21 protein-coding genes are annotated in these 26,667 nt (G+C 49.3%); 6 read left to right on the top strand and 15 right to left on the bottom strand.

All coding sequences use genetic code 11. From position 1 onward, the window contains the following. Positions 1-26: 26 nt before the first annotated feature. The 7 genes from AC1S8V_RS27620 to AC1S8V_RS27650 form a co-directional block, all read right to left on the bottom strand. Positions 27-908 carry a nitrilase-related carbon-nitrogen hydrolase gene (locus AC1S8V_RS27620; protein WP_482071529.1) on the bottom strand — a complete coding sequence of 294 codons (882 nt, stop codon included), beginning with the start codon at positions 906-908 and terminating at the stop codon, positions 27-29. 4 nt (positions 909-912) lie between these two features. After that, complete coding sequence (locus tag AC1S8V_RS27625; RefSeq protein WP_482071530.1) at positions 913-2,202, bottom strand: M20 family metallo-hydrolase; 1,290 nt, start codon at positions 2,200-2,202, stop codon at positions 913-915. 108 nt (positions 2,203-2,310) lie between these two features. Further along, the gene (locus tag AC1S8V_RS27630) at positions 2,311-3,684 is read right to left on the bottom strand and encodes an aminotransferase (RefSeq protein WP_482071531.1); all 1,374 of its coding nucleotides are present in this window, start codon (positions 3,682-3,684) and stop codon (positions 2,311-2,313) included. Between the two features lie 239 nt (positions 3,685-3,923). Continuing rightward, positions 3,924-4,988 carry an ABC transporter substrate-binding protein gene (locus AC1S8V_RS27635; protein ID WP_482071532.1) on the bottom strand — a complete coding sequence of 355 codons (1,065 nt, stop codon included), beginning with the start codon at positions 4,986-4,988 and terminating at the stop codon, positions 3,924-3,926. 270 nt (positions 4,989-5,258) lie between these two features. After that, positions 5,259-6,197, bottom strand: coding sequence for an ABC transporter permease (locus tag AC1S8V_RS27640; RefSeq protein WP_482071533.1), 939 nt, complete (start codon positions 6,195-6,197; stop codon positions 5,259-5,261). Further along, a complete protein-coding gene (locus tag AC1S8V_RS27645) occupies positions 6,194-7,006 on the bottom strand; it encodes an ABC transporter permease (RefSeq protein ID WP_482071534.1) in 813 nt (270 codons plus the stop codon). Before AC1S8V_RS27645 ends, AC1S8V_RS27640 begins: the two co-directional genes overlap by 4 nt. Next, positions 6,987-7,811 (bottom strand): ABC transporter ATP-binding protein, encoded by an 825-nt coding sequence (locus AC1S8V_RS27650; protein WP_482071535.1) that lies wholly within the window; start codon positions 7,809-7,811, stop codon positions 6,987-6,989. Before AC1S8V_RS27650 ends, AC1S8V_RS27645 begins: the two co-directional genes overlap by 20 nt. A gap of 394 nt (positions 7,812-8,205) precedes the next feature. Here AC1S8V_RS27650 and AC1S8V_RS27655 point away from each other — a divergent pair, with 394 nt between their 5' ends. Further along, positions 8,206-10,431, top strand: a complete 2,226-nt coding sequence (locus AC1S8V_RS27655) for a methyl-accepting chemotaxis protein (protein WP_482071536.1) — start codon at positions 8,206-8,208, stop codon at positions 10,429-10,431. 119 nt (positions 10,432-10,550) lie between these two features. Then, positions 10,551-11,552, top strand: a complete 1,002-nt coding sequence (gene moaA, locus AC1S8V_RS27660) for a GTP 3',8-cyclase MoaA (protein ID WP_076332515.1) — start codon at positions 10,551-10,553, stop codon at positions 11,550-11,552. A 174-nt stretch (positions 11,553-11,726) separates the two neighbouring features. Here the strand turns inward: moaA and AC1S8V_RS27665 are convergent, their stop codons facing one another. The 6 genes from AC1S8V_RS27665 to AC1S8V_RS27690 form a co-directional block, all read right to left on the bottom strand. Beyond that, complete coding sequence (locus AC1S8V_RS27665) at positions 11,727-12,554, bottom strand: carbohydrate ABC transporter permease (RefSeq protein WP_062836914.1); 828 nt, start codon at positions 12,552-12,554, stop codon at positions 11,727-11,729. Beyond that, complete coding sequence (locus AC1S8V_RS27670) at positions 12,551-13,435, bottom strand: carbohydrate ABC transporter permease (RefSeq protein ID WP_145324507.1); 885 nt, start codon at positions 13,433-13,435, stop codon at positions 12,551-12,553. Before AC1S8V_RS27670 ends, AC1S8V_RS27665 begins: the two co-directional genes overlap by 4 nt. Positions 13,436-13,615: 180 nt before the next feature. Continuing rightward, on the bottom strand, positions 13,616-14,896 hold the full coding sequence (locus tag AC1S8V_RS27675) for an ABC transporter substrate-binding protein (protein WP_105600177.1): 1,281 nt from the start codon (positions 14,894-14,896) through the stop codon (positions 13,616-13,618). Positions 14,897-15,043: 147 nt separating this feature from the next. Further along, complete coding sequence (locus tag AC1S8V_RS27680; RefSeq protein WP_482071537.1) at positions 15,044-16,153, bottom strand: response regulator; 1,110 nt, start codon at positions 16,151-16,153, stop codon at positions 15,044-15,046. Continuing rightward, the gene (locus AC1S8V_RS27685) at positions 16,150-17,940 is read right to left on the bottom strand and encodes a sensor histidine kinase (RefSeq protein ID WP_482071538.1); all 1,791 of its coding nucleotides are present in this window, start codon (positions 17,938-17,940) and stop codon (positions 16,150-16,152) included. The genes AC1S8V_RS27680 and AC1S8V_RS27685 overlap by 4 nt, the downstream gene beginning before the upstream one ends. A gap of 93 nt (positions 17,941-18,033) precedes the next feature. Further along, complete coding sequence (locus tag AC1S8V_RS27690) at positions 18,034-20,037, bottom strand: beta-galactosidase (RefSeq protein WP_482071539.1); 2,004 nt, start codon at positions 20,035-20,037, stop codon at positions 18,034-18,036. Positions 20,038-20,281: 244 nt separating this feature from the next. On the opposite strand from AC1S8V_RS27690, the gene AC1S8V_RS27695 reads away from it, so the two are divergent. Beyond that, positions 20,282-21,253: an AraC family transcriptional regulator gene (locus tag AC1S8V_RS27695; protein WP_482071540.1), complete on the top strand. Its 972-nt coding sequence runs from the start codon at positions 20,282-20,284 to the stop codon at positions 21,251-21,253. On the opposite strand, the gene mobA is transcribed toward AC1S8V_RS27695, so the two are convergent. Then, positions 21,223-21,852 carry a molybdenum cofactor guanylyltransferase gene (mobA, locus tag AC1S8V_RS27700; RefSeq protein WP_482071541.1) on the bottom strand — a complete coding sequence of 210 codons (630 nt, stop codon included), beginning with the start codon at positions 21,850-21,852 and terminating at the stop codon, positions 21,223-21,225. The two genes, AC1S8V_RS27695 and mobA, sit on opposite strands and share 31 nt — an antisense overlap. Positions 21,853-22,017: 165 nt before the next feature. Here mobA and AC1S8V_RS27705 point away from each other — a divergent pair, with 165 nt between their 5' ends. Next, positions 22,018-23,211: an MFS transporter gene (locus tag AC1S8V_RS27705; RefSeq protein ID WP_482071542.1), complete on the top strand. Its 1,194-nt coding sequence runs from the start codon at positions 22,018-22,020 to the stop codon at positions 23,209-23,211. Between the two features lie 359 nt (positions 23,212-23,570). Here AC1S8V_RS27705 and AC1S8V_RS27710 read toward each other — a convergent pair whose 3' ends face one another. Continuing rightward, complete coding sequence (locus tag AC1S8V_RS27710; protein ID WP_482071543.1) at positions 23,571-25,304, bottom strand: glutamine--tRNA ligase/YqeY domain fusion protein; 1,734 nt, start codon at positions 25,302-25,304, stop codon at positions 23,571-23,573. Positions 25,305-25,493: 189 nt separating this feature from the next. Here AC1S8V_RS27710 and AC1S8V_RS27715 point away from each other — a divergent pair, with 189 nt between their 5' ends. Both AC1S8V_RS27715 and AC1S8V_RS27720 read left to right on the top strand, forming a co-directional pair. Continuing rightward, the gene (locus AC1S8V_RS27715; RefSeq protein ID WP_091012850.1) at positions 25,494-25,751 is read left to right on the top strand and encodes a DUF2164 domain-containing protein; all 258 of its coding nucleotides are present in this window, start codon (positions 25,494-25,496) and stop codon (positions 25,749-25,751) included. Positions 25,752-26,006: 255 nt separating this feature from the next. Further along, positions 26,007-26,555: a GNAT family N-acetyltransferase gene (locus AC1S8V_RS27720; RefSeq protein ID WP_036612698.1), complete on the top strand. Its 549-nt coding sequence runs from the start codon at positions 26,007-26,009 to the stop codon at positions 26,553-26,555. The last annotated feature ends 112 nt before the right edge of the window (positions 26,556-26,667 follow it).

Genomic DNA, 26,667 nt, shown 5'->3' on the forward strand with positions numbered 1-26,667 from the left:
TGATCCGGGCTAGCTTCCAGCTGCTTTTACAGACTTACCAGATGTTCGTACGTTTCCGGTCTGCGATCGCGGTAGAACTGCCACACATTACGCACCTCACGAATCATCTCCGTATCCATCTCACCAATAACGACTTCATCCTGATCCCGACTGCCGATCGCTACCATTCTGCCTCGCGGGTCCACCAAGTACGACTGTCCATAAAATTCACCCATATTCCATGGCGCTTCCACGCCGACCCGGTTGATGGCTGCAACATAATAACCGTTAGCTACCGCGTGAGCAGGCTGTTCCAGTTTCCACAGATATTCCGATGTACCCGCAACCGTAGCGGACGGATTGAATACAATCTCTGCCCCCGCCAGCCCGAGCAATCGTGCGCCTTCCGGAAAATGACGGTCATAACAGATATACACACCCACTCTGGCGTAGGCCGTATCAAATACCGGATAACCGAGATTACCTGGTTTGAAATAATACTTTTCCCAGAACCCATTTGTACCCTCACCCGCTTCCACATGCGGGATATGATGTTTGCGATATTTCCCCAGATATGAACCATCCGCATCAATAACGGCTGCCGTATTGTAATACGAAGCAATGCCCTCCACCTCGTACACGGGTAAAATAATTACCACTGCAAGCTCCTTCGCCAGCTCCTGAAAACGTCTGGTCGTTGGCCCTTCCGGCACAGGTTCAGCGGATGCATACCATTTTGGATTCTGCTCTGTGCAAAAGTACGGGCCATAGAATACTTCCTGCAACCCGATGATCTTGGCGCCTCTTGCAGCAGCTTCACGGACCAGCGCAATGTGCTTATGAACCGCAGCTTCTTTGTGCACCTCAACGGGAGCCGAACCTTCAATCTCATGAGAAGCCTGGATTAATCCGATGCTGATTTTGCCCATAACGTCACAACGCCTCCTCAGGTAAAATGGTTTGTTGGTTCACTCCACTGCACATCCTCCGAATGGTGCGATACAACACTTCCGTGCCGAGTCCAATATCCTCCGGGGAGGAATATTCGCTGGGATGATGACTGATGCCGTCCTTGCTACGAACAAAGATCATGCCATAATCACACACAAGCGAAAGGGCCAACGCATCATGGAACGGACCACTCATCAGTTCTGGCAGAGTAACCCCGATCTCTTCCGCGGATGAACGAATAACCGACATGATCGGCTCTGCACAATACCGCGGCTCACTGTTCGTATCCTCTGTCAGCGAGTAAGTTAGACCATATCGGGAACTCACGTCATCCAAAATGTTCATCAATCGGGCTTCAAGCCGGTTCCTGCGCTCCATCTCCATGTCTCGCAAGTCCACCGTGAAGCTGACTTCCTCCGGAATGATGTTCCGTGAGTCTGGAAACACGCTCAAACTTCCCACTGTACCTACGGTTGGAGCTTCCGGGTCTTCTCTCACCATATCGTCAAAAGCCGCAATGACTTTGGCGCTGCCTACCAAAGCATCATGCCGCATCTCCATGGGAACAGAACCGGCATGACCTGCCATGCCTTTCATCGTCACCGTAAGCCATAGCGGACCCGAGATGCCTGTCACCAGACCCACAGGAGCATTCAGTGCTTCCAGTACCGGCCCCTGCTCAATGTGCAGCTCCAGATAACTACCAATGGAACCTGGCGGATAGATCGCTTCTTCAAAATCCGAAGGAGAACAGCCAAAAGCCTCCAGCGCCTCCCGACGGGTTACTCCATGTTTATCCTGCCGCTCCAGTTCGCCCTCTTCCAATTGACCGGTTATGCCACGTGAGCCGAACAGGCCTTTGTTAAAACGGGAACCCTCTTCATCGCAAAAGGCAATTACCTCAATCGGCATACAGGGCTGAATGCCACTTTCGATCAGGCATTGCACGGCTTCGAGTGCGCCGAGCACACCAATCGCTCCATCATATCGACCGCCATACGGCTGAGAGTCGATATGGGAACCAATCATGAGGATTGGCAGCGCCTGATCCACGCCTTCCAGACGACCAATCAGATTGCCAAAGGGATCAAGTCGAGTCGTCAGACCGGCCTTTTCCATCCAAAGACGAACCTGAATGATACCGTCCATATCTTCCCGTGTCAGGGCAAGTCGACAGACACCCGTCTCTGCGATTCGACCAATGCGTGACAACTGCTCAATTCGCTCATTCAAGCGAAGCTGATTAATGACTTTGCCCGTCGTGGTCTGCATGCTCCCTCGCCTCCTTGCGCATATTTATCGCGTAATGATATGAAAATCTCCATTTTGCTTGCTAAAACGTAAACGTCTGTCGTACCTCTGTGTTAGCATCAATGGCAACTAACCTGCGTCCAGACTACGTAGTGCAATGAGCAAACTTCCAGCGATCAGATCCAACTCTTCCTCGGTGGTGACGAACGGCGGGGAGATCGTCAAAATGTTTGCAAACCCCGGTACGGTATCTCCGTTCTTGCCAATCAGAATGCCGTCCCGTTTACAACTGGCGAGCACCTTCATCACTTTGTCTGCATCCGCAGGAGAACCGTCAGCTTCAATTAATTCAATGCCACAAGCGAATCCGAACGAACGGATATCCCCCACAATGGACAGTTCCAGCAGTGGCTCCAGCTTCTCACGAAGCAGGTATCCCAATTCCTCCGCCCGGCTGACCAAATTCTCTCGTTCCAAAATATCCAGATTCGCCAGTGCCACCCGGCAGGACACGGGATTTCCACCAAAGGTATTCACATGGCGAAAATGGGCATCCGGTCCGGGCTCCCGGAACGTATCATACAGATCAGCTCGCACGGCCGTTGCCGATAGCGGTGAATACGCGCTGGTCATGCCTTTCGCCATCGTCACAATATCTGGCTGTACGCCATAGTTCTGATGACCAAACTTCTGCCCCGAGCGGCCAAAACCGCAGATTACCTCATCTACAATGAGCAGCACGCCATAGCGCTGACAGATCTCTTGCACGGTACGCATATAATCCGGTGGTGGAACAATCATGCCGCCCCCAGTGATCACTGGCTCCATAATCACTGCGGCAACCGTCTCAGGACCTTCCCAACGAATCACCTCTTCATAAATGGTTGCACATTCGAGCCCGCATCCATCCTTGCTTCGTCCAAACGGACAGCGGTAACAATATGGTGGTGGAACATGAGAGAATCCTACGCCGAGCGGCTCGTATTTGATCTTGCGGGCGGCTTGCCCGGTGGCACCCAGCGCTCCCATGGAGTTACCGTGATAGGCACGGTGACGGGAAATGAATTTGTGACGAGCAGGCTCACCATTCTGATGGTGGTACTGGCGGGCTATTTTGAAAGCCACCTCATTCGCATCTGAACCTGAGTTGGAGAAAAATATTCGATACTCCCCCTCTAGCCAGTCATTCAGCTTCTCCGCCAGCAAAATTGCCGGTTCGTGACTCTGCGTCATCGGCACATAAGCGAGTGCTTTCATCTGTTCATAGGCACTTCTCGCAATCTCCTCACGGCCATGCCCCACATTCACACACCACAGTCCGGACATCGCATCCAGATAACGCGTACCATCCTGATCAGTGATCCAGCTGCCCTCCCCGCTTACCGCAATCATTGGATGATCGTTATGAGGCGAGATGTGATGCCATACGTATTTGCGATCCTTCTCCAGCCATTCTTCCTTCGTACCGCCAAGCGGCTGAGGCTGCTGATCTACAGAACTCATTCGTCATCCTCCTCTCTTTAAGCTGGACCTACAGACTTTACACTCGCCCACTCCGATTGCAGTACCATCTTCCGATCGCTGTTATCCCCAGATTTTCTAGATTCATTTTTCCTTAAGGAAAAATCCGGGGATAAGCGTATGCTTCCGATGCAGCTTTCTTTCAAAAAGCTTTTAGCGCACGCTTCGCTTCTTCAGATTGGTTCTGCACTCTTCGTTCTTGTGTAAATGTTCGTCCACACTTATTTCACCGCTTCTTCATAGATGCTTTTCTCCAGCGCTTCATCCAGGTTGGCGGCTTTTTTGATCAGGCCATAATTCAGTGCAATATCCGCAGTCCGGGTGAACGACTCATCCACAAAACTGCCGACTTGCTGCTCCGTAAAACCTTCCGGTCGAATCAGCTTTGCAATCTCTTCCAGCATCGTTACCTGATGTTCGCGGGTGGTGCTGCCATCCGTCACATTACTCATCACGATATCCACCGTCTCATCCTGTTGATCTATGGCGTAGTTCCAGCCTTTCAAAATGGCACGGGTCACTTTGACCGCAAGCTCACGGTTGCTGTCTACCCAATCTTTCTTGGCAATCAGCGTATCCTCCAGCATGCCAACACCGGCATCTTCAATATTAAATACATCCAGCTCGGATTCTTTCATTCCACTTTCCAGCACCACGTGATATTCGTTATAGATCGTTGCCGTCGCCACATCTACCTGATCATTGAAAAACTGATCCATCGTGAACCCCTGCTTCACCAGTTCAATGTCTTTCTTCGGATCCAGGCCGTTCTTCTCCATAAACGCGAGCACCTGAAACTGCTGACTGCCAAACCAGGTACTGACCTTCTTGCCTTTCATCTGAGCCGGATCAGTAATGCCTAGGGACTTCTTGGCAATCAAGCGATAACTGCTCTTCTGTGAGATCTGGGCGAGTGAGACGAGCGGCAGACCGTTATCCCGGCTGACCAGCAGACTGTCTACACCCGTGATCCCCACATCGGCCGCGCCATTGACCACCTGCTGCTCAATCACGATATCCGGCCCACCCGGAATAATCTCGGCATCAATGCCTTCATCTGCAAAAAAACCTTTTTCCTTCGCTGCATAGATCCCGGCAAACTGCGCCTGCGGCACCCATTTGAGTTGAATTTTCACTTTGGTTAACGGTTGATCTGCTTCTCCCGCCCCTCCTGAACTTGCAGCAACAGGTTCAGCCGCCGGCTCGGACTTCGCAGAACATGCGCCCAGCATCGTAACAACCAACAGGACCAATACCAGCAAACCCGGCTTCAACGTTTTGTACATGTACAGAACAACCCCCTGTTTATATACGATTTTTCTATCATCAGTCCGTGTTCAAAAAGTCTGCTTTTCAGTACCGAGAAGATGGAATGAAGCTAGAAATGGAGTAGCGGAGCGTAGGAAAACTACGTGAGCAACGGACATTTCGGCTGAATTTCATATTCGATGCTGATGTATGCTGTTAGGCATGATTCGTAATCAAAAGTGGACTTTTTGAACAACCTCTATTAGGTATTACGATTTATGGATGTATGGTTGGTACCTTGATGTACGTTAGTGATCTGTGCGTGCACGATTCCACGGAATGAGTCGCTTTTCTGCCAGGACAACCGCTTCATACAACACAATGCCGAGCACGGCGGCGATGACAATGCAGGACCAGGCCAAGGGCATGTTCGCCAGTCGAATCTGATCCGAGAGCAAGTACCCCAGCCCCTGGGACGCAATGAAAAATTCACCCACAATGGCCCCAATAATACTGGTCGACATATTGATCTTCAGACCGGCAAAGAGGGAAGGCAGGGCATGGGGCAGTCTCAGCTTCCAAAAAAACTGCATCCTGCTCGCGGCAAGGCCACTCAGCAGATCACCGTACTGCGGCTGAATGGAAGTCAGCCCTTTGAACAGGCTGACAGCCATCGCTGCCATCGTAATCACCGTAACGACAGCAATACGGGACCAGATCCCGTCACCAAACCAATTGTTCATAATTGGGGCAAGAGCCACGATCGGAACAGCGTTCAGTGCAGACAGAACCGTAACCGCCGCCCTGCCGCTTGTTGGGAAGAACGATGCACCTGCCGCTGCCAGAGCGCCGAGCAGTGAGCCGAGCAAGAAACCTCCTAGCATTTCGGTTCCGCTGTACATCGCATAACGAAAGAGCATATTGGCATTTTCCTGAATGGATGCCGCAATCGCGGAAGGCACAGGCAATTGGTAGCTCTCCAGCGAGAACATCCAATGAAACAACCTGAGCTGCCAGAGGGCGAGAAACATCACCCCGGCACCCCAAGGAAGCATGCTCAGTGCAATCGATCGCCCGCGAACGCTGGTGCCCAATCTGGCCTTTTCGGCTTGTCCCTGTTGTCCATGAATTTCCGATCCGGGAGCATTTGTCATCTGTGAACCCGTGAGGGGCGTAGCCGCGCCAGTCACAGCAGCAATTGCCACACCTTCATCACGCTTCCGTTGCAAAACTCTACCTTCACTCATGTGGCATCGCCTCCTTTGGCCCTGAATTCAGGCTGCCAGGGGGTCAGCCAACGTTCAGCCAGACTGATGAGCAGATACGAGATCAGGCCAATGCCAATGCTAAGCATGATGGTAGCCCAGAACATGCCAACTTGGGCATGACCGTAATATAACGAACTGACCATCAGGACGCCGAGTCCGTCGGGAGCCCCCATCAATTCCACAACGATGGAGGAGGTCACCGCGAGCGGAGCAGCTATTTTCAACCCGGAAAATAGTCCCGGCAGTGCTGAGGGCAGCAGACATTTGATATATCGTGCGGTCAGTGAAGCTCCACAGGAACGCATCAGCTCCATGTGCTCTGGTGCTGCACTTTTCAATCCTTTTAACGTATGGATGATGATCGGGAAGAAAGTGACATACGCGGCCATAACAATCCGCGCCCACTCCGCGTTGTGGATGATGCCGTACACGATTGGTGCGAGACCAATAACCGGAACCATCTGTGAGGAGACAACATATGGCGATAAAGTGCGCTCCAGCCAGACAGCCGCGCTCATGAGCAGCGCCAAACTCAGACCCAGCAACGTTCCCCCTGCGAAACCAATGGCTGCATTGCCAAACGTGACAGCCCCCTGCTCTGCCAGCGTACCCGAGTAACGAAACAAGGCTGCAAGGACATCGTGCAGATACGGAAGACGAGACGCCGCCTGCTGAGGTGACAGGAACAGTCGGAGCATCCAGGCAATTCCTTCCCACAGCACCAATACGGCCATAATCCAGATGACGACCCAGGATCGATATCCCGGTTTAAAGAACCTCAGGGACATGAGATTCATCACGCTCCTCGTAGAAGCAATTGCGAATGGTTGTGATCATGTGGTAGAAAGCTTCCGTTTCTCTCAGTTCACTATGGCGTTCAGAAGGCAGATTAACAGAATGAGTGGAATGCACCTGCCCCGGATGCGCCGAGAGTACGATGATCCGGTCGGACAGAAATACGGCTTCAGGGATGCTGTGTGTGACAAAGAGGAAGGTCTTGCCTGTTGAGCGTTTGATCTCAAGCAGCTCCAATTGAAGTTTTTCTTTGGTGAATTCGTCCAAGGCGGAAAAGGGTTCATCCATGAGCAGCAATGGCGGATCAAGTGCAAGGGCACGTGCTATGGATACACGTTGCTGCATCCCACCACTGAGCTGCCATGGATAATGGTCGGCGAAACGGGATAGCCCTACCATTTCAAGCAGTTCACCGCTAATGCGGCGGCACTCCTTTCGGCGGGTACCGAGCAGCTCCAAGGGCAATTCCACATTGTGACGAACGGTGCGCCAATCGAACAAGGCTGGTGTCTGAAATACAATGCCGAACTGCCGCTGTAGCCGGGCCCGTTCCGGCTCCTGACCTGCAATGCGAACAGTGCCTGAGGTGGGCTGAAGTAGATCACCCACCAGCCGGAGCAAGGTTGACTTGCCACAACCGGAAGGGCCCAGCAGGGAGACAAACTCATTGGACTGGATCTGGAATGTAACATCCGACAAGGCAGTGACTTGTTGTGTACCTGTGCCAAAAACAACGGACACATGATCTACATCAATATGGCAAGCTTCGGGGACTGTGACTGAGGGTGCGGAGGACATGGGCATTCTCCTTTGTGGGAAGTTATTTTCATTACACACCAAGGCTGAATGGGAGGTTTATATACACGAACGTAACAGGTTTTGCTTGTTAGATAATACTATATCGCTTTGGGCGGGGATTACATTATACAGTGTGTTTTGAGTATGGGCCTGTTTATGTTACACAATGTAAAATGAGACGGATTCTCAGATACATACATGTGAGTTTCCTTGGTAGATAGCTAACATGGATTTCACCTAACAACAAGCGCACGATCATTTGTATTTATTGAATAAATATTCGGAAAATATGACATATGCTCTCGTATTCTTGTTCGTTTTCTTGTATAAAGATTGAATAGAGAGGGTGGAATCCAGTAGAACAAAGCTTTCAAATCCAGAAATCGGGGTGGTCATGATGTTTGATTGGCTGGGATGGAGAAAAGGATTGCCGCTGTGGCGATCGTATCGGTTGAACGCACATATCCAGGAGGATGTGGAACAGATTTTTGAGGGGATTGCCGAAACGAGGCGGCAGCTTATGATGGACTGGGCAGAGGAGCAATGGAATCACCTGGATCGATTGCTTCATCAAATACAGTCGGTTCGACCACAAGATGTATTGCCAGGTTCATCTCATATAAGCAAACTGGATGCCTGGTTTCAATCCAGTTATAATCGAGCCGTCGATAGCACAGAGCTTTTTATGCTGAACGAACAAAATCAGGTTGTATTCTCTACATATAAGAAACATATTGGACAGATTTATGAAAATTACGAAGCTTTGATTGGACCAGGATTGAAATACTCCAGAGCAGATCGTCATGGCAAAAAATGCTTGTATGGCCCTTATTCCGATCCACTGACGTTGGATATTGGTCCGCGCTCGTCCGCATTTCACGATGATGTCACCTTGCTGTTCATCACTCCAATCCTGCAGGAAGGTCGCTATGTCGGTTCATTATGCAGCCGTGTTCCAGGGGATGTGTTAGGTGATTTGATTCAACGAGAATCAGGACATATCTATCCCGATTCCGGCGACAACTATCTCTTTATGGCTGAGTCAAAATTACGCCCCCATCTGCAGCCCGGTACCGCCTTGTCCCGAAGCCGCTTCGAGGATCGTACCTTTACACATGGGGAAAATCTGAAAGATGGTGTCACCACCGAATGGGGTATCGTTTCCGTTAAGGAGCATACCGAGCTGGAACTCATGTTCACCGATCCATCGACCGGCGAGCTACACCCTGGCGTTGCAAACACCATTCAGAATGGTTCCAATCTGTTCGTAGCTTTTCCCGGCTACTCGGATTACCGCCATATTTCTGTGATCGGCAAAGGCATCACCTTCCAGCTGCCACACTGTCCTGATCGCTGGGGCATGATGTGTGAAGGGGATCTGGAGGAAGTATATCGGATACGAAGCATCGGCTGGCGTCAATTCAAGCAGCACAGTCTCTTCACGCTCTTGTCAGGCGTTGCAGGAGCGGCCCTTGTGTATGCCTTAACTGGCAGTGGGTGGAGTGCGGCAGCTCTGGCTGCTTTTAATGTGTTGTTCGGATTCTTCACTGCATTACAGCTGCATCGCAGCCAATATCGACGGGTTCATGAAGACTTGCGCCGCATCAGCCGATTTATTCGAATTAACGCCGAAGGCAGAGGTGATCTGACCCAGCGCCTGAACACGTCTGCTTTTGCCCAAGACGAATCGGGTGAACTGGCGAAGTGGATCAACAACATGATTGATTCTCTGGAAGGCATTATGCTGAAGGTACAACTTGCCACGGTAGACGTTATGGACAACCAGTATCAGATGCGAACTTCAACAGAGACAACCCAAGGAACGACTGAGCGTGTGAACTACAAGCTTGGTTCGATGATTCAGGCCATTCGCACCCAACTGGAAGATCTCGACCAGGCCAAGATCGCTGCCGATCACATGCGCATAACGCTGCAACAACTGGAGACGTCTGCAACCGAACAGATCGGCGTAGCCCAGCAGGAAGTGGAACGAATCGGCGACAAAATGACCCAAATCTCCGGAGCGGTGTCCGATACCAACCGTACCATCCTGTCCTTCATGGGCACAATGAAAGAAATTTACCGTGCACTGGCTGTTATTGATGAAATTTCAGCTCAGACCAACCTGCTGGCTCTGAATGCTACCATTGAAGCTGCACGCGTGGGCGAACATGGCCAAGGGTTCTCAGTCGTGGCGGGGGAAATCCGTAAGCTGGCCGAGTTATCCCGCTCTTCTACTGAAAATATCCATCAGATTCTGGACCGAATCTCAACTGCAGCAGGAGCTGCATCCCAATTAATCACGGAGGGAGATCAAGTGCTGGCTGAAGGAACTACACTGGTTCAGGCTGCTTCGCAACTTTTGCAAAATGCTACCGCTGAAGAACCTGAGCGCACGCAAGTCGTGGATCAAGTGGTCATGCTGATGGAGAATATTGCTGCAATCAGCCATCAAAATCGGGCTACTTCCGCTGAGGTAGAAGCAGAGATGATGGAGCTGATCCGTGACATGTTGCAGGTTCAGCATTCGTCGCATAACGTGGAAGCCATTACGGTCTTCCTGCAACAACTCGTGGGACAATTCCATCTGAACCACCCCGCCAAAAATGCTGTCATCTGACGTCATCGTTGACGCGGATTGGAGAAATAGCTAAAATTTGATGCAACTGTTCCTTTTGAAATTGTCGTATCATTTATAATAGAAGATTTCCAATCTGAACCGATGAAAGGGTGGTCTGCATGGAACTGCTTCAGGATTCATTTGGCCGGATACATGACTACATCCGTATTTCTGTTACGGACCGCTGTAATCTACGCTGTGTATATTGCATGCCTGCGGAGGGCATGGAGTTTGCTCCACATGATGAGATTATGAGCTACGAAGAGATCGCACAGGTGCTGAAGGTGCTTGCTCCGATGGGCATGCGTAAAGTTCGGCTCACTGGGGGCGAACCGCTGGTGCGCAAGGATCTGCACAAGCTCGTCGGCATGATCTCGGCGATTGACGGGATTGACGATATTGCACTCACAACCAACGCTCTTCTACTAGATAAGCAAGCTCAGGCATTGAAAGACGCTGGATTGAACCGGATTAACATCAGTCTGGACTCCCTGCGAGCTGATCGCTTCTCCATGATTACCCGGGGCGGAGATGTGAACAAGGTACTGAAAGGCATTGAAGCTGCAACAGCCGCTGGCCTTGCTCCGATCAAGCTGAATGTTGTGCTGATGAAGGGTATCAACGATGATGAGATCAAGGATTTTATTGCAATGACGATTGATCAACCTCTTCATGTGCGTTTTATTGAATATATGCCGATTGGACAGGCTTCGGATTCATGGCGCAAATCCTATTTGCCGCTGGAAGCCGTCACAGATGTATGCGCTGAAGCGGGCTGGGCGGTAGAAAATACAACAGGCCCTGCGGGCAATGGCCCATCACGCAATATGAAAATTGTGGGCTCTGAAGGCACATTTGGATTAATTCATCCCGTGAGCGATCACTTCTGTGACAATTGCAACCGGCTTCGACTGACCGCTGACGGACATATCAAGGCCTGCCTCTACTGGTCAGATGAGTATAATGTTCGCCGCTTCGTGGATGATCCGAATGCCATGGCTGCGCTTTTCCTCAAAGCGCTGGGTACGAAACCAAAGAATCACGAGATGGCTCTGGCTTTGGAACAAAAAATGCAATCTCACACGCCGACGGTACGGCGCATGTCCCAGATTGGCGGATAACATGTGTTTCATGGATGATGCATGCTGGTGGTGTATACCTTTACGTGAATCAGCATTCATTGCTGGAAACGTGAAATAGAACGTTGTACTAGGAATACATGGATGACCAAGTTCAGCATCCATTTCTAACTCCCCGTGCGTTACTGCTACGGGGAGTTTTATTTGTCAAATGTTCTACCCTTTGACCGCACCCTCCGCAATGCCCTCCATGATGAACTTCTGGAAGAACGCATAGATCAGAATAACGGGAATCGCAGTCAGTACCAGGGAGGACAGAATCAACGGCCATTCCTTGTTATATTCACCAAACAGCATGTTCGTGGACAGAATCAGCGTATAACGATTCACATCGGTCAACATGAGCAGTGGTAACAAGAAGTCATTCCAGATCCACAGGAAATCCAGAATCGCGATGGTAACGGTGATCGGAAGCAACAACGGGAAGATAATCTGGAAGAACGTCTGGAACTCATTACATCCGTCAATCTGAGCCGACTCCTCCAATTCACGCGGAATGGACTTCACAAACCCGTGATAGAGGAAGATTGCCATGTTCACACCAAGCCCGATATAGATCAGGGCCAATCCGTACGTGCTTCCCTGTACACCCATGCCTTTGGCTACCCGTGTCAGTGGAATCATGATCGAGTGGAACGGTACCAGCATGGAAGCAACAAACAGGAAGAAGATCAGGTTGCTCAAGCGGCCTGACGTACGTGACAACTTGTATCCCGCAAGTGAGGCACAGAAGACAATCCCCCCGATCCCCAGAAAGGATACAATCGCCGAGTTCATCGAACTGCCCAGCAGATTGATTTTGTTAAACGCGTCCGAGTAATTCTCCCAGTGCAACGTTGTTGGCAGCGCGATAAAGGATTGGAACATCTCACCCTGTGTTTTGAAAGAGTTCACCACTGCCATGTAGATCGGCAGCATGGCGACGAGAGAGCCCAGAATAAGCAGCAGTCGAATCAGATAACTGTTCAGTCGTTGCATCCTCATGCTTCCACCTCTTTCTTCTTCATGACGGTGATCTGGATGAGTGTAAAGATGAGTACGATGATGAACAGCACAACCGATTTGGCACTCGCATAGCCGTATCTGAAGTTGTTGGAGAACGCTTCTTCATAGATATTCATCGTGATAACTTGCGTGGCCCGGCCCGGTCCACCACCAGTCAGTCCATACACCACTTCAAACACTTTGAATGCTCCGTTCAGCGTCAGGAAGAAACAGATGGTCACGGCATGAGTAATCATTGGCAACACTACATTGCGCAGAACTTGAAATGCGTTGGCCCCATCAATAACAGCCGCTTCCTTGAGACTTTTTGGCACACCCTGGAGAGCGGCCAGATAGATGATCATCATATACCCTACACCGTTCCAGAGCGATACGATCAGAATGGAGTAAAATGAAAACTTCGGATCACCCAGCCATTGCTGATCCAGGAACGAAAAAGCCAGTTTCTGTGCGAGCTGTGGCAACACCTGAGAGAAAATGAAGGTCCACATGAAAGCACTGATGATTGTACTGATCATGTTAGGCATGAAGAACAGCGTCCGAAAGAGCCCCTTGCTGCGCGTCCGTGACTCAATCAACACTGCGAGCAGCAGGGCAATTCCATTTTGCAGAATCAGCATAAATATTACATATTTCATCGTGAACCACAGGGAGTTCAGAAAGTCGGGATCTTCTTTGAACAATTCCACAAAGTTACCCAGACCGATAAAGCTGTAATCCCGATTGAGTCCGTTCCAATCTGTCAGACTATAGAACATGCCACTAAACGTGGGATACAGCAGGAAAATCGCATAGATGACAAAGGCAGGCGCGGTGAACGCGAGCAGTGACAGATACTTTTTGAACACATTCGTAGCCATTGGTTCTCCCCCTTTTCACTCGAAGCGGATGATCGTAAACGAGGGAACGAAGAACGTTCTGCCTGCCATATCATCTGCTTGGAGACTGCGACGAAATAAAGTACCGCTAATTTGTTGACAAAACTCCAAAACCGTTGAGATTTTGCCAACAAAAGCAGGTACTAAATTTCTCGCAACTCCTTACTTGTTGACTTTGTTGTAGGATTTCCACGCCTTGTCGAGCGCATCGATAACCTGCTGTTGATTTAATTGCCCAGAGTAGTAGCCTTGTAACGCTTTGCCTGACTCGTCTTTCACCGCTTGAGGGAGGGATGGGTCCTCATAAGCTTTACCTTCACTCACATATTTCTGGGCATCGTCTACCCACGGGAAGCTCTTGAAGTCATGGATCTTGGCAATCGGATTGAACTTGAGTGCTTCGAAGAATGCACTTGAATCCTTGTCATCGAGAATGTAGTTCACGAAATCGAGTGCCACTTCTTTGTTTTTGCTAGATGACGATACTGCCAGTGAAGTGGAGGTGCTCAGATTGATTTTGGTATCATCCGGATTGTCATTGATCGGCATTGGTGCTACACCAAAGTTCAAGTCCGGGTTGGACTTCAGAATGGTTTCGGCAAACCATGGTCCCTGAATCCACATCGCGGCGCTTCCTGATGCGAAGGCTGCTGAACCATCATCTCCGCCCACTTCCAGCGCTTTGTCCGTTCCATTGGCATTGACGAGATCAAAGATATCGAACAATGCTTTCATATCGGAGAAGGAGCCCTGATCCTGATTCATCTTCTCCACGAAGTCTTTGTGCTCAGACTGAGTTAATGCACCCACGGTAAGTGGCAGGAATAATTGCGGAATCCAGGCTTCTTTGTAGGACAGTTCAAACGGTGTAATGTTGGCTGCTTTGAGTTTCTCCACGACCGCTTTCATTTCCGTTAACGTCGTTGGCACTTCCAGCCCTTGCTCTTTGAAAATATCTTTATTGTACAGATAGCCCCATGATACTGTTTCCAATGGAACAGCTACGATTTTGCCCTCCGCATCCGTTATGGAAGGTTTAACCGAATCCAGCAGCTTATCGACAAAAGGTTGGCCCGACAAATCTTCCAGATAACCAGCTTTGCTGAATGGTGGAATCTCATTGACGGCATGCAGGGCGAACACATCCGGTGCATCATTGGAGGCGAGGCGAGTCTTCAGAATCTGAGGGGCATTGTCCGCTGGCGGCATCTCCAGTTGCACGTTCACCTCAATGTTTTTCTCTGCTTTCTCCTTGGCTTTGAACTGTTCTATATATTTATCGTAATGTTCTTTCAGCCGAGGTTGTGCAACGAATACTTTGAGTGATACCGTACTGCCTGATGCCGATTCTTCCTGCCCATTGTCCGTTCCTGCATTGGAGCCGCAACCTGCGAGCAGAACACTGACCAGTACCGCACTTGCTACGCTTTTCCATACTTTCATCTCTTATGACCTCCCGGTGTGTAACTGGTTTGTCTTTCATAGGCTCATTATATATCAGAAAATGAAAGCGCTTCATTGGACAAAATTAGACTTGTGTATTGGATTATTTTAAACCTTAATCCAGCCGCAAATGCTCTATCAAACGGCTCATTCCGTGCTACTGCCTGAATTGCCTGACATACGAGGTTGTCCCTTCCGCATCTCCCCCGGAGATACTCCGAAATGCTTCTTGAACACCCGATAGAAATAGGACACATCTTCATAACCCGCCATCTCGGCAATATGCTTGAACGGAATCTGTTCATCCATCACCCATTCCTTTGCTCGCGACATGCGTAACTGGACTACATAGTCGGTCACGTTCACCCCGTACTCTTTCTTGAATGCCTTGCTGAGGTATTCCTTGCTGACAAAAAAGATCTGGGCAAGCTGCTCCAGCGTAATCATCTCCATACAGTGCTGCTCAATGTATTGCTTCACTTCGTCCAGATTTAGCTTGTTCTTGAACTTGCGCTGCGCAATCAGCTGCTCCAAAGCCTGATAGAACGGTACGGATATCCAGTCGATTGTGGATTCGATGGAAGCCAGCGCTGTTGAAGGAGGTAGCGCCGTTGCCACTGACCGCTCGTACAAGCCATTGGAGACGCACAGTTCATCCAGCAGAGCCTGTAATTCATAAGCCACCCGCCCGAGCTGCCTGGGTCTGTTAATCTCGCATCGTTCCAGCTTCTGCTGCAATTGCTGGAACCATTCCCGCAAACTCTGAACGTTCAGGTCATTAAACCGCAGGCGAGCATGCTGCTGAAACAAAGAAAAATCACCAGCAAACGCAGAGGGATACGATTCCCATGATTCAGGCGCAGATTCAGCCTTTTCCAATTCTTTTGCACATTTGGCCAACACACCATTCAGTTCATCCGGATTCACCGGTTTGAGCAGATAATCCGCAGCCCGATGGCGAATCGCATGTTTTGCATAATTGAAGTCATCATACCCGCTCACCACGATCACCTTGATCTGTGGGTACTGTCCGCTCAGCGTCTGTAACAGTTCCACACCGTCTGTACCGGGCATGCGCATGTCCGTAATGATAATGTGAGGCTGATGCTGCTTGACCAGTTGTATGGCCTGCTCACCATCCTCTGCCTCACCTGCAACGGTCATGCCGAGTTCATTCCAATCTCCCAGGTTGCGCAAAATATCCCGGTTCCACGGTTCATCATCTACCAGCAGCACTCTGTACAGTTCTTTGTTCACAAGGCTTCGCCTCCTTTATTGGAGGGGATTCGTACCGTAACACTTGTCCCCTGTCCGTATTCACTTTCCATGCTCATCCCATATTCAGGTCCAAAATGCATCACCATTCGTGAGGCGGCATTGACCAGTCCAATACTCGTGCCTGAACTCCACACCCGATCTGCCTCCCATGTAAGCCGCTCCAGTCTGGACTGCATCTCCGCTAGTTTCTCAGCATCCATACCCACGCCGTTATCACGAATTCGAATGGTTACATCTTTGGATTCGCAGACGACCTCAATGCCCAGTTTCCACTCACCCTGCTTTTTCTCCAAACCATGTAAAAATGCGTTTTCCACAATCGGTTGCAGAGACAACTTGGGAATGTAACATTCCCGAAGTTCCCCGGTAATCTTCAGGGTATATTCAAGCCTGCCGGCAAAACGCTGCTTCTGAATCAGCATATAATGCTCCAACTGGTCCAGTTCAGACTGTAGGGGCACAAGCCCATCCGGCGCTCGCACAATATAACGAAACATCTCGCTCAAGGCTCGAATGACTTTGTAACTGTCTGCCGGTTTTTGCGAGTAGACCATGCCACCAATCATCTGCAGCGTATTTTGCAGGAAATGCGGATGGATCTGGGATTGCAGTGCTTTGAGCTCGGCCGTCTGCTTCTCCAGATTCATCAGGTAGTTGTCGCGAATATGCTCCCGGATACGACTTGCCATGCCGTGCAGGTTTTTCTCCAGCAGGCCAATCTCATCTACCCGGCCGCTTCGTACCACTTCCCTATCCTTGATCAGCTGGATACCCTTCATGGAATTCGCCAGTCTGACAATGGGCTTCGATGTGCGCCAGGCCACGAACGCAGCCAGTCCTACAGAAATGACCGTTGCCAGGCCACCCACAACCAATCCGTATTTCATCGTTTCCAAGGCACTTTCATTAATGACATGGGCAGGCACAATCTTGATCACACGCAATCCTGACGGCTCAATGGAATGAAAGAATACGTATTCCTTGGCTGTACGGATGAAGCCCGAACTTTCTTTTGTGCCTGCCAATTTCTCCAGTGCTTCCGCAGACGGCTGAATCTCTTGGTTTGGCTGATAGACCGGACTGCCCGCGCTGTCAGCAATGTATACCGCATAGTCTCCACGGCTATCCAGCAGCTCCAGCGTCTGATTGAATTCAGCCCACTTGACCTCCAGACTGATGGCACCGATCTGTGCCTGATCCTCGAAGCGGTTCATGCTACGGGTCATGTGAAACTTTTGTGGATCGTCCGGATCATTGATAATCGTAAAATCTTTATGTTGTGCAAAAAGCTCATGATATCCTTCCGGTATTTCCGATACCGCTTTGATGCGAGAATCCATGGAGTTGAAGGTGAACAGGGTGTCCAATTCCTTCAGGTACAGTTCAACGCCAAATACATAATTGCCAGCGGAATAGTATACACTGTTCAGCATATTGAACATGGCCTTCTGTTCATCGAATCGGCTGGCTGCCGGCGCTTCCTGATTCAACGCCAGATATTGATGCAATTCGTCACTGATCTGAATGGAATAGATAATATTGTTCATACGGGCGAACTGTTCACCCAGATAGATGGAGGCCCAGTTCATATTGGCCCGGTTGGTCTCCATAATCTCCTCTTCCATGGAAGAGCGGGTATTCTCGGCTGCCATGGCAGTCATGGCAATGACAGGCAGAACGGCCAGCAGCGTCATGGTAAGGATCAATTTATTGCGAATGCTGCGTTTGAAAGGATCTGTCAGCTTCCGATAACATTCGGTAAACACAGCGCATCCACTCCTGAGCTAAAATAGACAAACGCCCCAGCATGGAAGCCGAGGGCGCTTTGGTCTTTATATTAATTTTTTTATTATTTCCCATTATTGTTCAATAATGCGTATGCCCCATGGCTCCAGTTTGATCTTCTCTCCCGCAGCAATCGGGGTTCCTGCCAGAAGTTCAGTCCCTTCCCCATAAGCATTCACGAAGGATGTTGCCTCATCTGCATAATTGAAATAATAGCGAATCGTGTTCCCTTGATCGTTCACACCTGTCTTCACAATGATAGGAAAAGTCAGTTCCTGATTGGCTCCCCATACGCCCGCTTCCTTCATGACACGCTCCAGCACCTTACGGATCACCGCAGAACTAGTGTAACAGCCGACATAGGTTGCTTTGCCTTTTCCATAGGCATTCTGGGTAATTGCCGCATATTCACCCCAATGCGGATGATCATACCAAGCAAGTACTTCAGCCGTTGTCGGTGTAATCAGTTCCATCCAGGTGTGAATCTGGTTCTGCTCCTGACCAACTCCAAATGGATCATCCCGCAGCGAAACATGTTTTGGCTCTACAAAAAGATTATAGCTGATCCCGCATGCTTCACTGATCAGGCCGGGCTGGCGGGTAGAGCGTACCTTGATATGCTCATTGGTGAATCCGCTTTTGAACGAGTAGACGATATGTCCGCCATCCTCTACGAATTGATTTAATTTTTCCAACAATGCATCCGAAGCTGCATACAGAGCAGGTACAACGAGCACGTCATACTCCGCATAACTCTCAACAGACGGGTCGATGAGGTCACAGCCAATGTTCATTTTATACAATTCATCGTACATCCAACGCACCACGTCATTGTAATTCTTGTCACTGGTGAAGTTAAAACCAAACCACTTGATTGATGTCAGGGCCTCATTGCTGAACAGCACGGCAACGCGATTCGTTTTCTTCAGATTCACGAGCTGCGGACTGAGACGGGCAAAATCCCTGCCAATGGTCTTGGCTTCGTTGTACACCGGATTCGGTTCAAAATCATGACTGAGCAGTCCTTTCCAATAGGTCTCAAACGAATTGTGCAACGAGTGCCAGTGCCAGTAGGCGACCATGTTCGCTCCCGATGCCAGATGGCTGAATGCCTGCAAACGCAACTGGCCCGGGTAGGGAACCCAATGCCAGAACGCCTGCGCTTCAGTCTCCAGTACAAGGTAATTCGATTGTTTGGTCGAACGCGCCACATCCCCGCCGAATGAAATCTCAATGCCGGTCAGATCATCCTGGGAAGGATGGTAGATGTCCACACTGGTGATGTCAAAAGGTTTTGATGCGGCATAATGATCCACATCCCCTTGAATGCCGTACGAATATCCACGCCAATCGAAGTCAAAGTTCTGGGTAACAAACTGGCCTGCCTGTTTGTATTCATTCACAATCCCCACTTGCCAAGCCAAAAAGTGGGTTACCAGCTGCCGCTGGAACTTGGCAAACTCAGCGCCCAGACTACCGTTAATCGTTCCTACCACAGACGGGAAGTCCTCCCAGCTATTGATCCGATTACTCCAGTAGTCGAGGCCAAATTCCTTGTTAAGCTCATCCAGAGAACTGAACTTGTTACGCATATATTTGACGAATTGCAGTTGTACATTATCTCCGGCTGTATTGTAATGCTTCGTCTCGTTATCTGTCTGATAACCGATTACTGCTGGATGTGTGCTTACCCGAGAGATCAGCTTGCGAATGATCCGCTCGGCATAGAATAGATAGGTTGGATGTGTAATATCCATGATCTGTCTTGCGCCGTATTTGCCAGGTCCCTGTGAGGTGGTAGCCAGCACGTCTGGATGTTCCTTCACCATCCATGTAGGAACAGCATACGTTGGTGTCCCAACGATGACCTGAATCCCCGCCTCATGCATGGCATCCAGCACACGATCCACGGAAGAGAAGTCAAATACGCCATTCTGCGGTTCATGAGTACTCCAGGTGGATTCTGCAATGCGGACCACGTTGATCCCTGCGTCCTTCATCATCTGAATGTCCTTGTCCAATCTTTCGTAAGGCATATATTCATCATAGTAAGCTACGCCATATAATAATTTGTCCATGATTTAATCTCCTTTTTGTCGGGAATTGTGGTGCTCTTGCGTTGCATATGAGTTGACATAATCCAATCCATAATGGTAGCGTTTACATTATTATCGGTTGAAAAACTTGGATGGTTCAGTAACCACTACGCTGATGCGTTCCATGGATTTATCCATGCTCGCGTTAAACTGATTATAATGAAGTATACTACGGGTGCCGATTGTACAAGGCGAGTTTTTTTTACCCTTTTCCGAGGTGAATATTATGGATATCCGATCACAGCTCCGAGAAATGCCTCACCATACACTGGCCCACTGGCTGCCTATTATCAACTGTAACATCAAATTCTATGGTGCGCACAGCCAACAAGTTCCATATGGATGGACGATGCCGGAGGAATCACATCCGGGCTTTGAGATCATGTTGATTATTGAAGGCACCCAGGAAAGTGTGATTCATGGTTATACCTATACCGTGGAGGAAGGTTCCATTCTCCTCATTCCGCCCGGGTTCAAACATACGAATCAATGTGTATCCACGGACGGCATGACTTATTTTAGTGCTCATTTTAATGTGGATGATCCTGTCTTCACCCTGAAGCTGATATCACAGCATAGCCGAATCTACGCTGCAGGTACGGCCGATAATAGGAAGATGCGTGTAGTGCTGGAGAGCTGGATGGGGATGATTAACGTATCTGAGGCCTACACGTCCACTGACAAAATGATCATGCAGGCCCGCATGTTTGAACTGTTCGCCCTGTTGTCCCAAGCCGCTGACAATGAACCGGAGTCCACCAATTCCGTTGCTGCTTCACATGCACCAGCCCCAACAGCCATGCATTATGCGGGAGCTATAGCGGAGGCGATCAAGCAGGCATTTCATGCCCAGCTTCGAACCAAGGAAAGCAGTGTATCCACGGTCAAAGTCGAGCAGATTATATCCTCGTTTGGCATCAGCCCAGGATATGGTCTACAGGTCTTTCGCAAGGTGTATGGGCGATCGCCCAGAGCTTACCTGTCCAGTCTGAAGTTGCAGGAGGCCAAAGTGCTGATCGAACAGCCAGAGCTGTCGCTCGGTGAAATAGCGTGGAAGCTCGGCTACACTCATCTGTCCCATTTCAGCAGACAATTCAAACGTTGGACAGGCCAAAGCCCGCTTCAATATCGCAATCATCATGCAGATGCATCAGGTGATCCTGTATCCTACAGATCTGAATCGAGTCCAGAATCTTGATTACGGATACGCTCGTATTCTTCCGGCGTGTTCATATTACTCATTTGCATTGCTAGTTGATGAACGCCCGCTCTCTCAAGCTCTTCCGCTTCGACATAGCGGCAACCGATCTCTTCAAGCCATCGCATGACTCGAAGATGATCCTGCATCAGGCGCTGCTCCAGATCAGGGAGCACTCGCTTATGATAAGCACCTGCAAGTGGATGGACACGTCCATCCACGCGCGGAACGATAGCAGAATAAGAGTTATGCGACTCGGCCAGCTTTTTTATGCCATCCAAAAAGGACGTTTGCAGGAGCGGCATATCGCAAGCGCAGACCAGATTCCAATCTGTATCGGAAGCTTCCAGCGCCGCGTGAAGACCCGCAAGTGGTCCTTTCCCTGGATAGTGATCCTGGACGCAGTCGTAGCCCATTTTACCGTAGGTTGTCACGTTGGGTCCGGCAGCAACGATGATACGGGACACTGCAGGTTTCATAGCATTCGTGACATGTTGCAGTAAGACGGAACCGTTCAGTTCCAGCATGGCCTTGTTGCTTCCCATGCGGCTGGATAGACCTCCTGCCAATATGATGCCTGTCCATTTCCTCGTATTCATGGTGTAATCCTCCTTCAGACAACGATGTGAGCATGTTGTATCATTCAATTTCGAAACGTACGCTATGCATTGAATCCCCTTTCAACAAATGATACATTGAACAATATGCATTTGAAAGGAATGGCTTAATTGGACAGTCCTGTACCTTCAAGAGGCAATCCCTCATTGGTTTCTCTGAAACTATATAACTTTTTCATATATGGCGCCATTTCCATCTTTGCCGGATTCCTTCAGCTTTATCTGCAAGAGATTGGCATGACCAAATTGGAGATTGGCAGTCTGATGGCGATTGGACCCTTCGTATCTTTGTTCGCCAACCCGTTCTGGGGCTTCTGGAGCGATAAATCTCGCAACATTCGCATCATTCTGATGATTATGATGGGAGGCACATTTGTGCTCGCCCAGGGTGTGTTCTATGCGCCCAGTTATACATGGATCTATGTAGCCATGATTTTCTTTTATTTTTTTCAAAGTCCATTATTCGCCCAAACGAACAGTCTGATTCTTGGATATATTGATGGTACAAGCCAGAAATTCGGGTCATTCCGGCTATGGGGTTCACTCGGTTGGGCGCTGACTGCCGTTGCTGCCGGACCGCTCATTGACCGCTTTGGCATCGGCAGTGTATCCATTATTTTTGCGTGCATGATTGCCACCGCCTTTGTATTATCCGTATTTCTGCCCAGACAGCCGATCGCTTCGGATACACCTGTGGTTACTTTTCGGCGGTTTGGCAAAGTTATGTTCAATCCGTATTTTATGACATTTATCGGCCTGGGTGTACTCGTGTCGGTGCCCAATGCGATGAACAGTACATTTATGTCGCTATATATTGTAGAGATGGGTGGAGACAAACAGATGGTCGGCTGGGCCATCTTCACCTCATCCATTCTCGAAGTCGGCGTATTCTTGCTGCTCGACCGCCTGCTCAAACGCAAAATGAGCATGCTCCTGGCATCTCTCATCCTGATCAGTCTGCTGTTTGCACTTCGCTGGCAGCTCATGGCACTGGCTACCAACCCGTTGGAGATTGTGTTTATTCAGCTGATGCACTCCATTACGTTCGGTGGATACTTCTATGTAGGTACACAGCTAACTATGCTGTTTATCCCAAGACCTTATCGTTCTTCCGGTCAAGCTGTTTACACGATGGCATGGGGCGGTCTCTCGGGCGTTATTGCGGGTCTGTTCGGCGGCTGGCTGTTCCAGAGCTTCGGTGCGGAAATCATGTATAGCATCGGCGTATTCTTTTCGCTCATCGGCGCTGTCGGATTCGGCATCATGTGGTTATCGAATCGACGCAACGGCTATCAGCAGGTTGTGTTGACGGAGATGGGTAATATGGATGAGGACGGTTAATCTTTTGTTACAGGAGATATTTACACGATTAAAGTTACACTGGAACACTCCGATGACAGAACAACCTTCTGATCGCTGTTATCTCCGGATTTTCTTGATTCCCTTTTTCAAAGGGTAAAATCCGGAGATAAAGGCGAACGCTCCGCTTCTTCAGGTTATTTCTGTCCTCTCCGTTATGGTGTAACATCAGCGTATAAAAAACCGAAACAAAAGATTAAGAATAGTAGCAGTAAAGAGAAAGGCGTCTCCATGGGCTCGTTGCCCTGGAGACGCCTTTTACGTATTTTAAGATGACAAGTCTACAGCTCAGGTTTTATAAACCTAACTTGTAGCTTGGACCTTAAATCTTATGCATTACCTTATGCTTTCGGCAGTTGGAACGAGCTTTTCAGGGATACAACCCGGTTAAATACCGGACGACCCGGCTCGGAATGTTTTGGATCTACACTGAAGTAACCGTGACGGAAGAATTGGAATTTATCCTGAGCGTTCGCTTCCTTCATCTCTTGCTCCACATACCCATGAACAATCTCAAGGGAGTTCGGGTTCAGTTGATCCAGGAACGTTTTCTCCGGTTGCTCTTCCACAACCTCAGCTTCAGCCCCAGCTACTGCCACTTCCACCTCTGCTTCCGGCGCTTCATCCAAGATCAAAGGCTCATACAGACGGAATTCAGCCGGTACCGCTTGAGTCGCTTCTACCCAGTGGATGGTTCCTTTAACTTTACGGCCTGTGAATCCACTGCCGCTCTTCGTCTCCACATCATAGGTACAATGAATCTCGGTCACATTGCCTTCTGCATCTTTGATTACATCATTACATTTGATGAAGTATGCATGTTTCAGACGAACTTCGTTGCCAGGGAACAAACGGAAGTATTTGTTCGGCGGATTCTCCATAAAATCGTCTTGTTCAATATAAATCTCACGAGAGAACGGAATTTGGCGATTGCCCATCTCCGGGTTCTCCACATTGTTCTCTGCTTCAAGCCATTCCACTTGTCCTTCAGGATAGTTGGTAATGACCACTTTGAGCGGATGCAGGACAGCCATCGTGCGCGGAGCTTTCAGTTTCAAGTCTTCACGTACAAAGTGCTCCAGCGTTTGCAGGTCGATAACCCCTTGGCTCTTGGAGATGCCTGTCTCGAATACGAAATCACGAATGGCTTCCGGTGTATATCCCCGGCGGCGCAGACCCGAAATCGTCGGCATACGTGGATCATCCCATCCATCCACATGACCTTCATCCACGAGCAGTTTCAGCTTCCGCTTGCTTGTCACCATCTGGGACAGGTTCAGGCGGCCAAATTCATATTGACGCGGCTGACTCTCCATCTCACATTCGGCGATCACCCAATCATAGAACGGACGTTGATCTTCAAACTCCAGGGAACAGAGGGAATGCGTTACACCTTCAATCGCATCTTCGAGCGGGTGAGCGAAGGCGTACATTGGATAGATGCACCATTTGTCGCCCGTGTTATGATGGTGTGCATGTGAAATCCGGTAGATCACCGGATCGCGCAGGTTGATATTCGGTGCTGACATATCGATCTTGGCACGCAGCACTTTCTCCCCGTTCTTGAATTCGCCTGCACGCATACGTGTGAACAGGTCGAGATTCTCTTCCACCGAACGATCACGGTACGGGCTGTTCTTGCCCGGCTCCGTCAGCGTTCCGCGCATTTCACGGATTTCGTCGGCGCTTTGGTCGTCGATATAAGCTTTTCCTTTTTCAATTAAAAAGACAGCACGGTTGTACATCTCATCAAAATAATCCGAGGCAAAACGTTTCTCGTTCCACTCGTATCCGAGCCATTTCACGTCTTCCTGAATTGATTGAACGTACTCGACATCTTCCTTGACCGGGTTCGTGTCATCAAAGCGCAGATTCGTTTTGCCGCCAAATTCGCCGCCCAGCGTAAAGTTGATCCAGATCGCCTTGGCATGGCCGATATGCAGATAACCGTTCGGTTCCGGAGGAAAACGGGTAATAACTTCCTGGACTTTCCCTGACCGGAGATCTTCGGTAATAATATTTTTGATAAAGTTAGGTGGGGTTGTACGATTGTCCACAGGTATCAAACCTTTCATGAATTGATTGGAACTTTCAGTAATTGCAACGCGTTTCATTTAAATATACCTTTAACGGGGGAGGAGTTCAATAAAGAACGGCACCAAAGTCAGGATCAGCCGTGCATAAATAGGCCCAAAACCATTTTGACGGGTTCGCTCGAATCATGTAGCATGATAGTAAAAACAAATTAAAGGGAGGGTTTCCCATTGAACTCGCTCAAACTGACCAAAGAACAGCAGGATGAAGCCATTCGTACCATCCAGTCGTATTTCGAAGAGGAACGTGGCGAAGAACTGGGTGATCTAGCCGCTTGGGGTGTCCTCGACCTGTTCATGACACAGCTCGCTCCCTACATATATAATCAGGCACTCCGTGACGCACGTACAACGGTTAATCAACGCATGGCCTCGATGGAAGAAGACCTGTTTGCACTGGAGCAGAAGTTGCCCAAGACTTCCCGTTAATCCACTACAAATACGTGTTCAAAAAATCTGATTTTCAGTACCGAGAAGATGGAATGAAGCTAGAAATGGAGTAGCGGAGCGTAGGAAACTACGTGAGCAACCACAATGTTTCCAAAGGAAACATACTTCGTAAGCCTCCCGCTTATTTCGGCTGAATTTCATATTCGATGCTGATGATGCCGCTAGGCATGATTCGTAATCAAAAGTGGACTTTTTTGAACAACCTATACTATACAAAGAAAGAAGGTTGCATTCATGTTTACCTATTCATTGGATGAATATACCGAACTCCGGCCACTGGCCATGGAACACACCAAACCATTGTTCGAACTAACGGATCGTTCGCGGGATCAACTGAGACATTGGTTGCCGTGGGTGGATCATGTGACAGAAGTGGAACACACCTCGAACTTTATTACCAACGCGTTAAAACAAGGTGCCGAGAATGGCGGATTCACCGCCGGAGTATGGTCAAAAGGGGATCTAGCTGGCGTCATTGGATTCCACGAAATTAACTGGACCAACCGCTCGGTAAGCATCGGATATTGGCTTGGCAAAGGTTTCGAAGGTCAAGGCTTGATGACAAGCGCTTGTCGCGTTCTGGTTGATTATGCACTGGTGACCCTGGATCTGAATCGCGTCGAGATTCGCTCGGCAACCAACAACAAACGGAGTCGCGCTATCCCCGAAAGACTCGGATTTGTTCTCGAAGGTGTCATTCGTCAGGCAGAGAAGCTGCCTAAAGGTTACGTGAACCATGCGGTATACGGCATGCTTCAACATGAATGGGAACTTTTGCGGTAATTAGCTTACATAATAAATAGGGAATAATCCCTCCCAACATATCGAAATAACAGGAATACCCTCCATCTCCACGACATGTGGTGACAGAGGGTATTTTATTGTATCAATGACT

Source organism: Paenibacillus sp. B46(2026) (assembly GCF_056786355.1).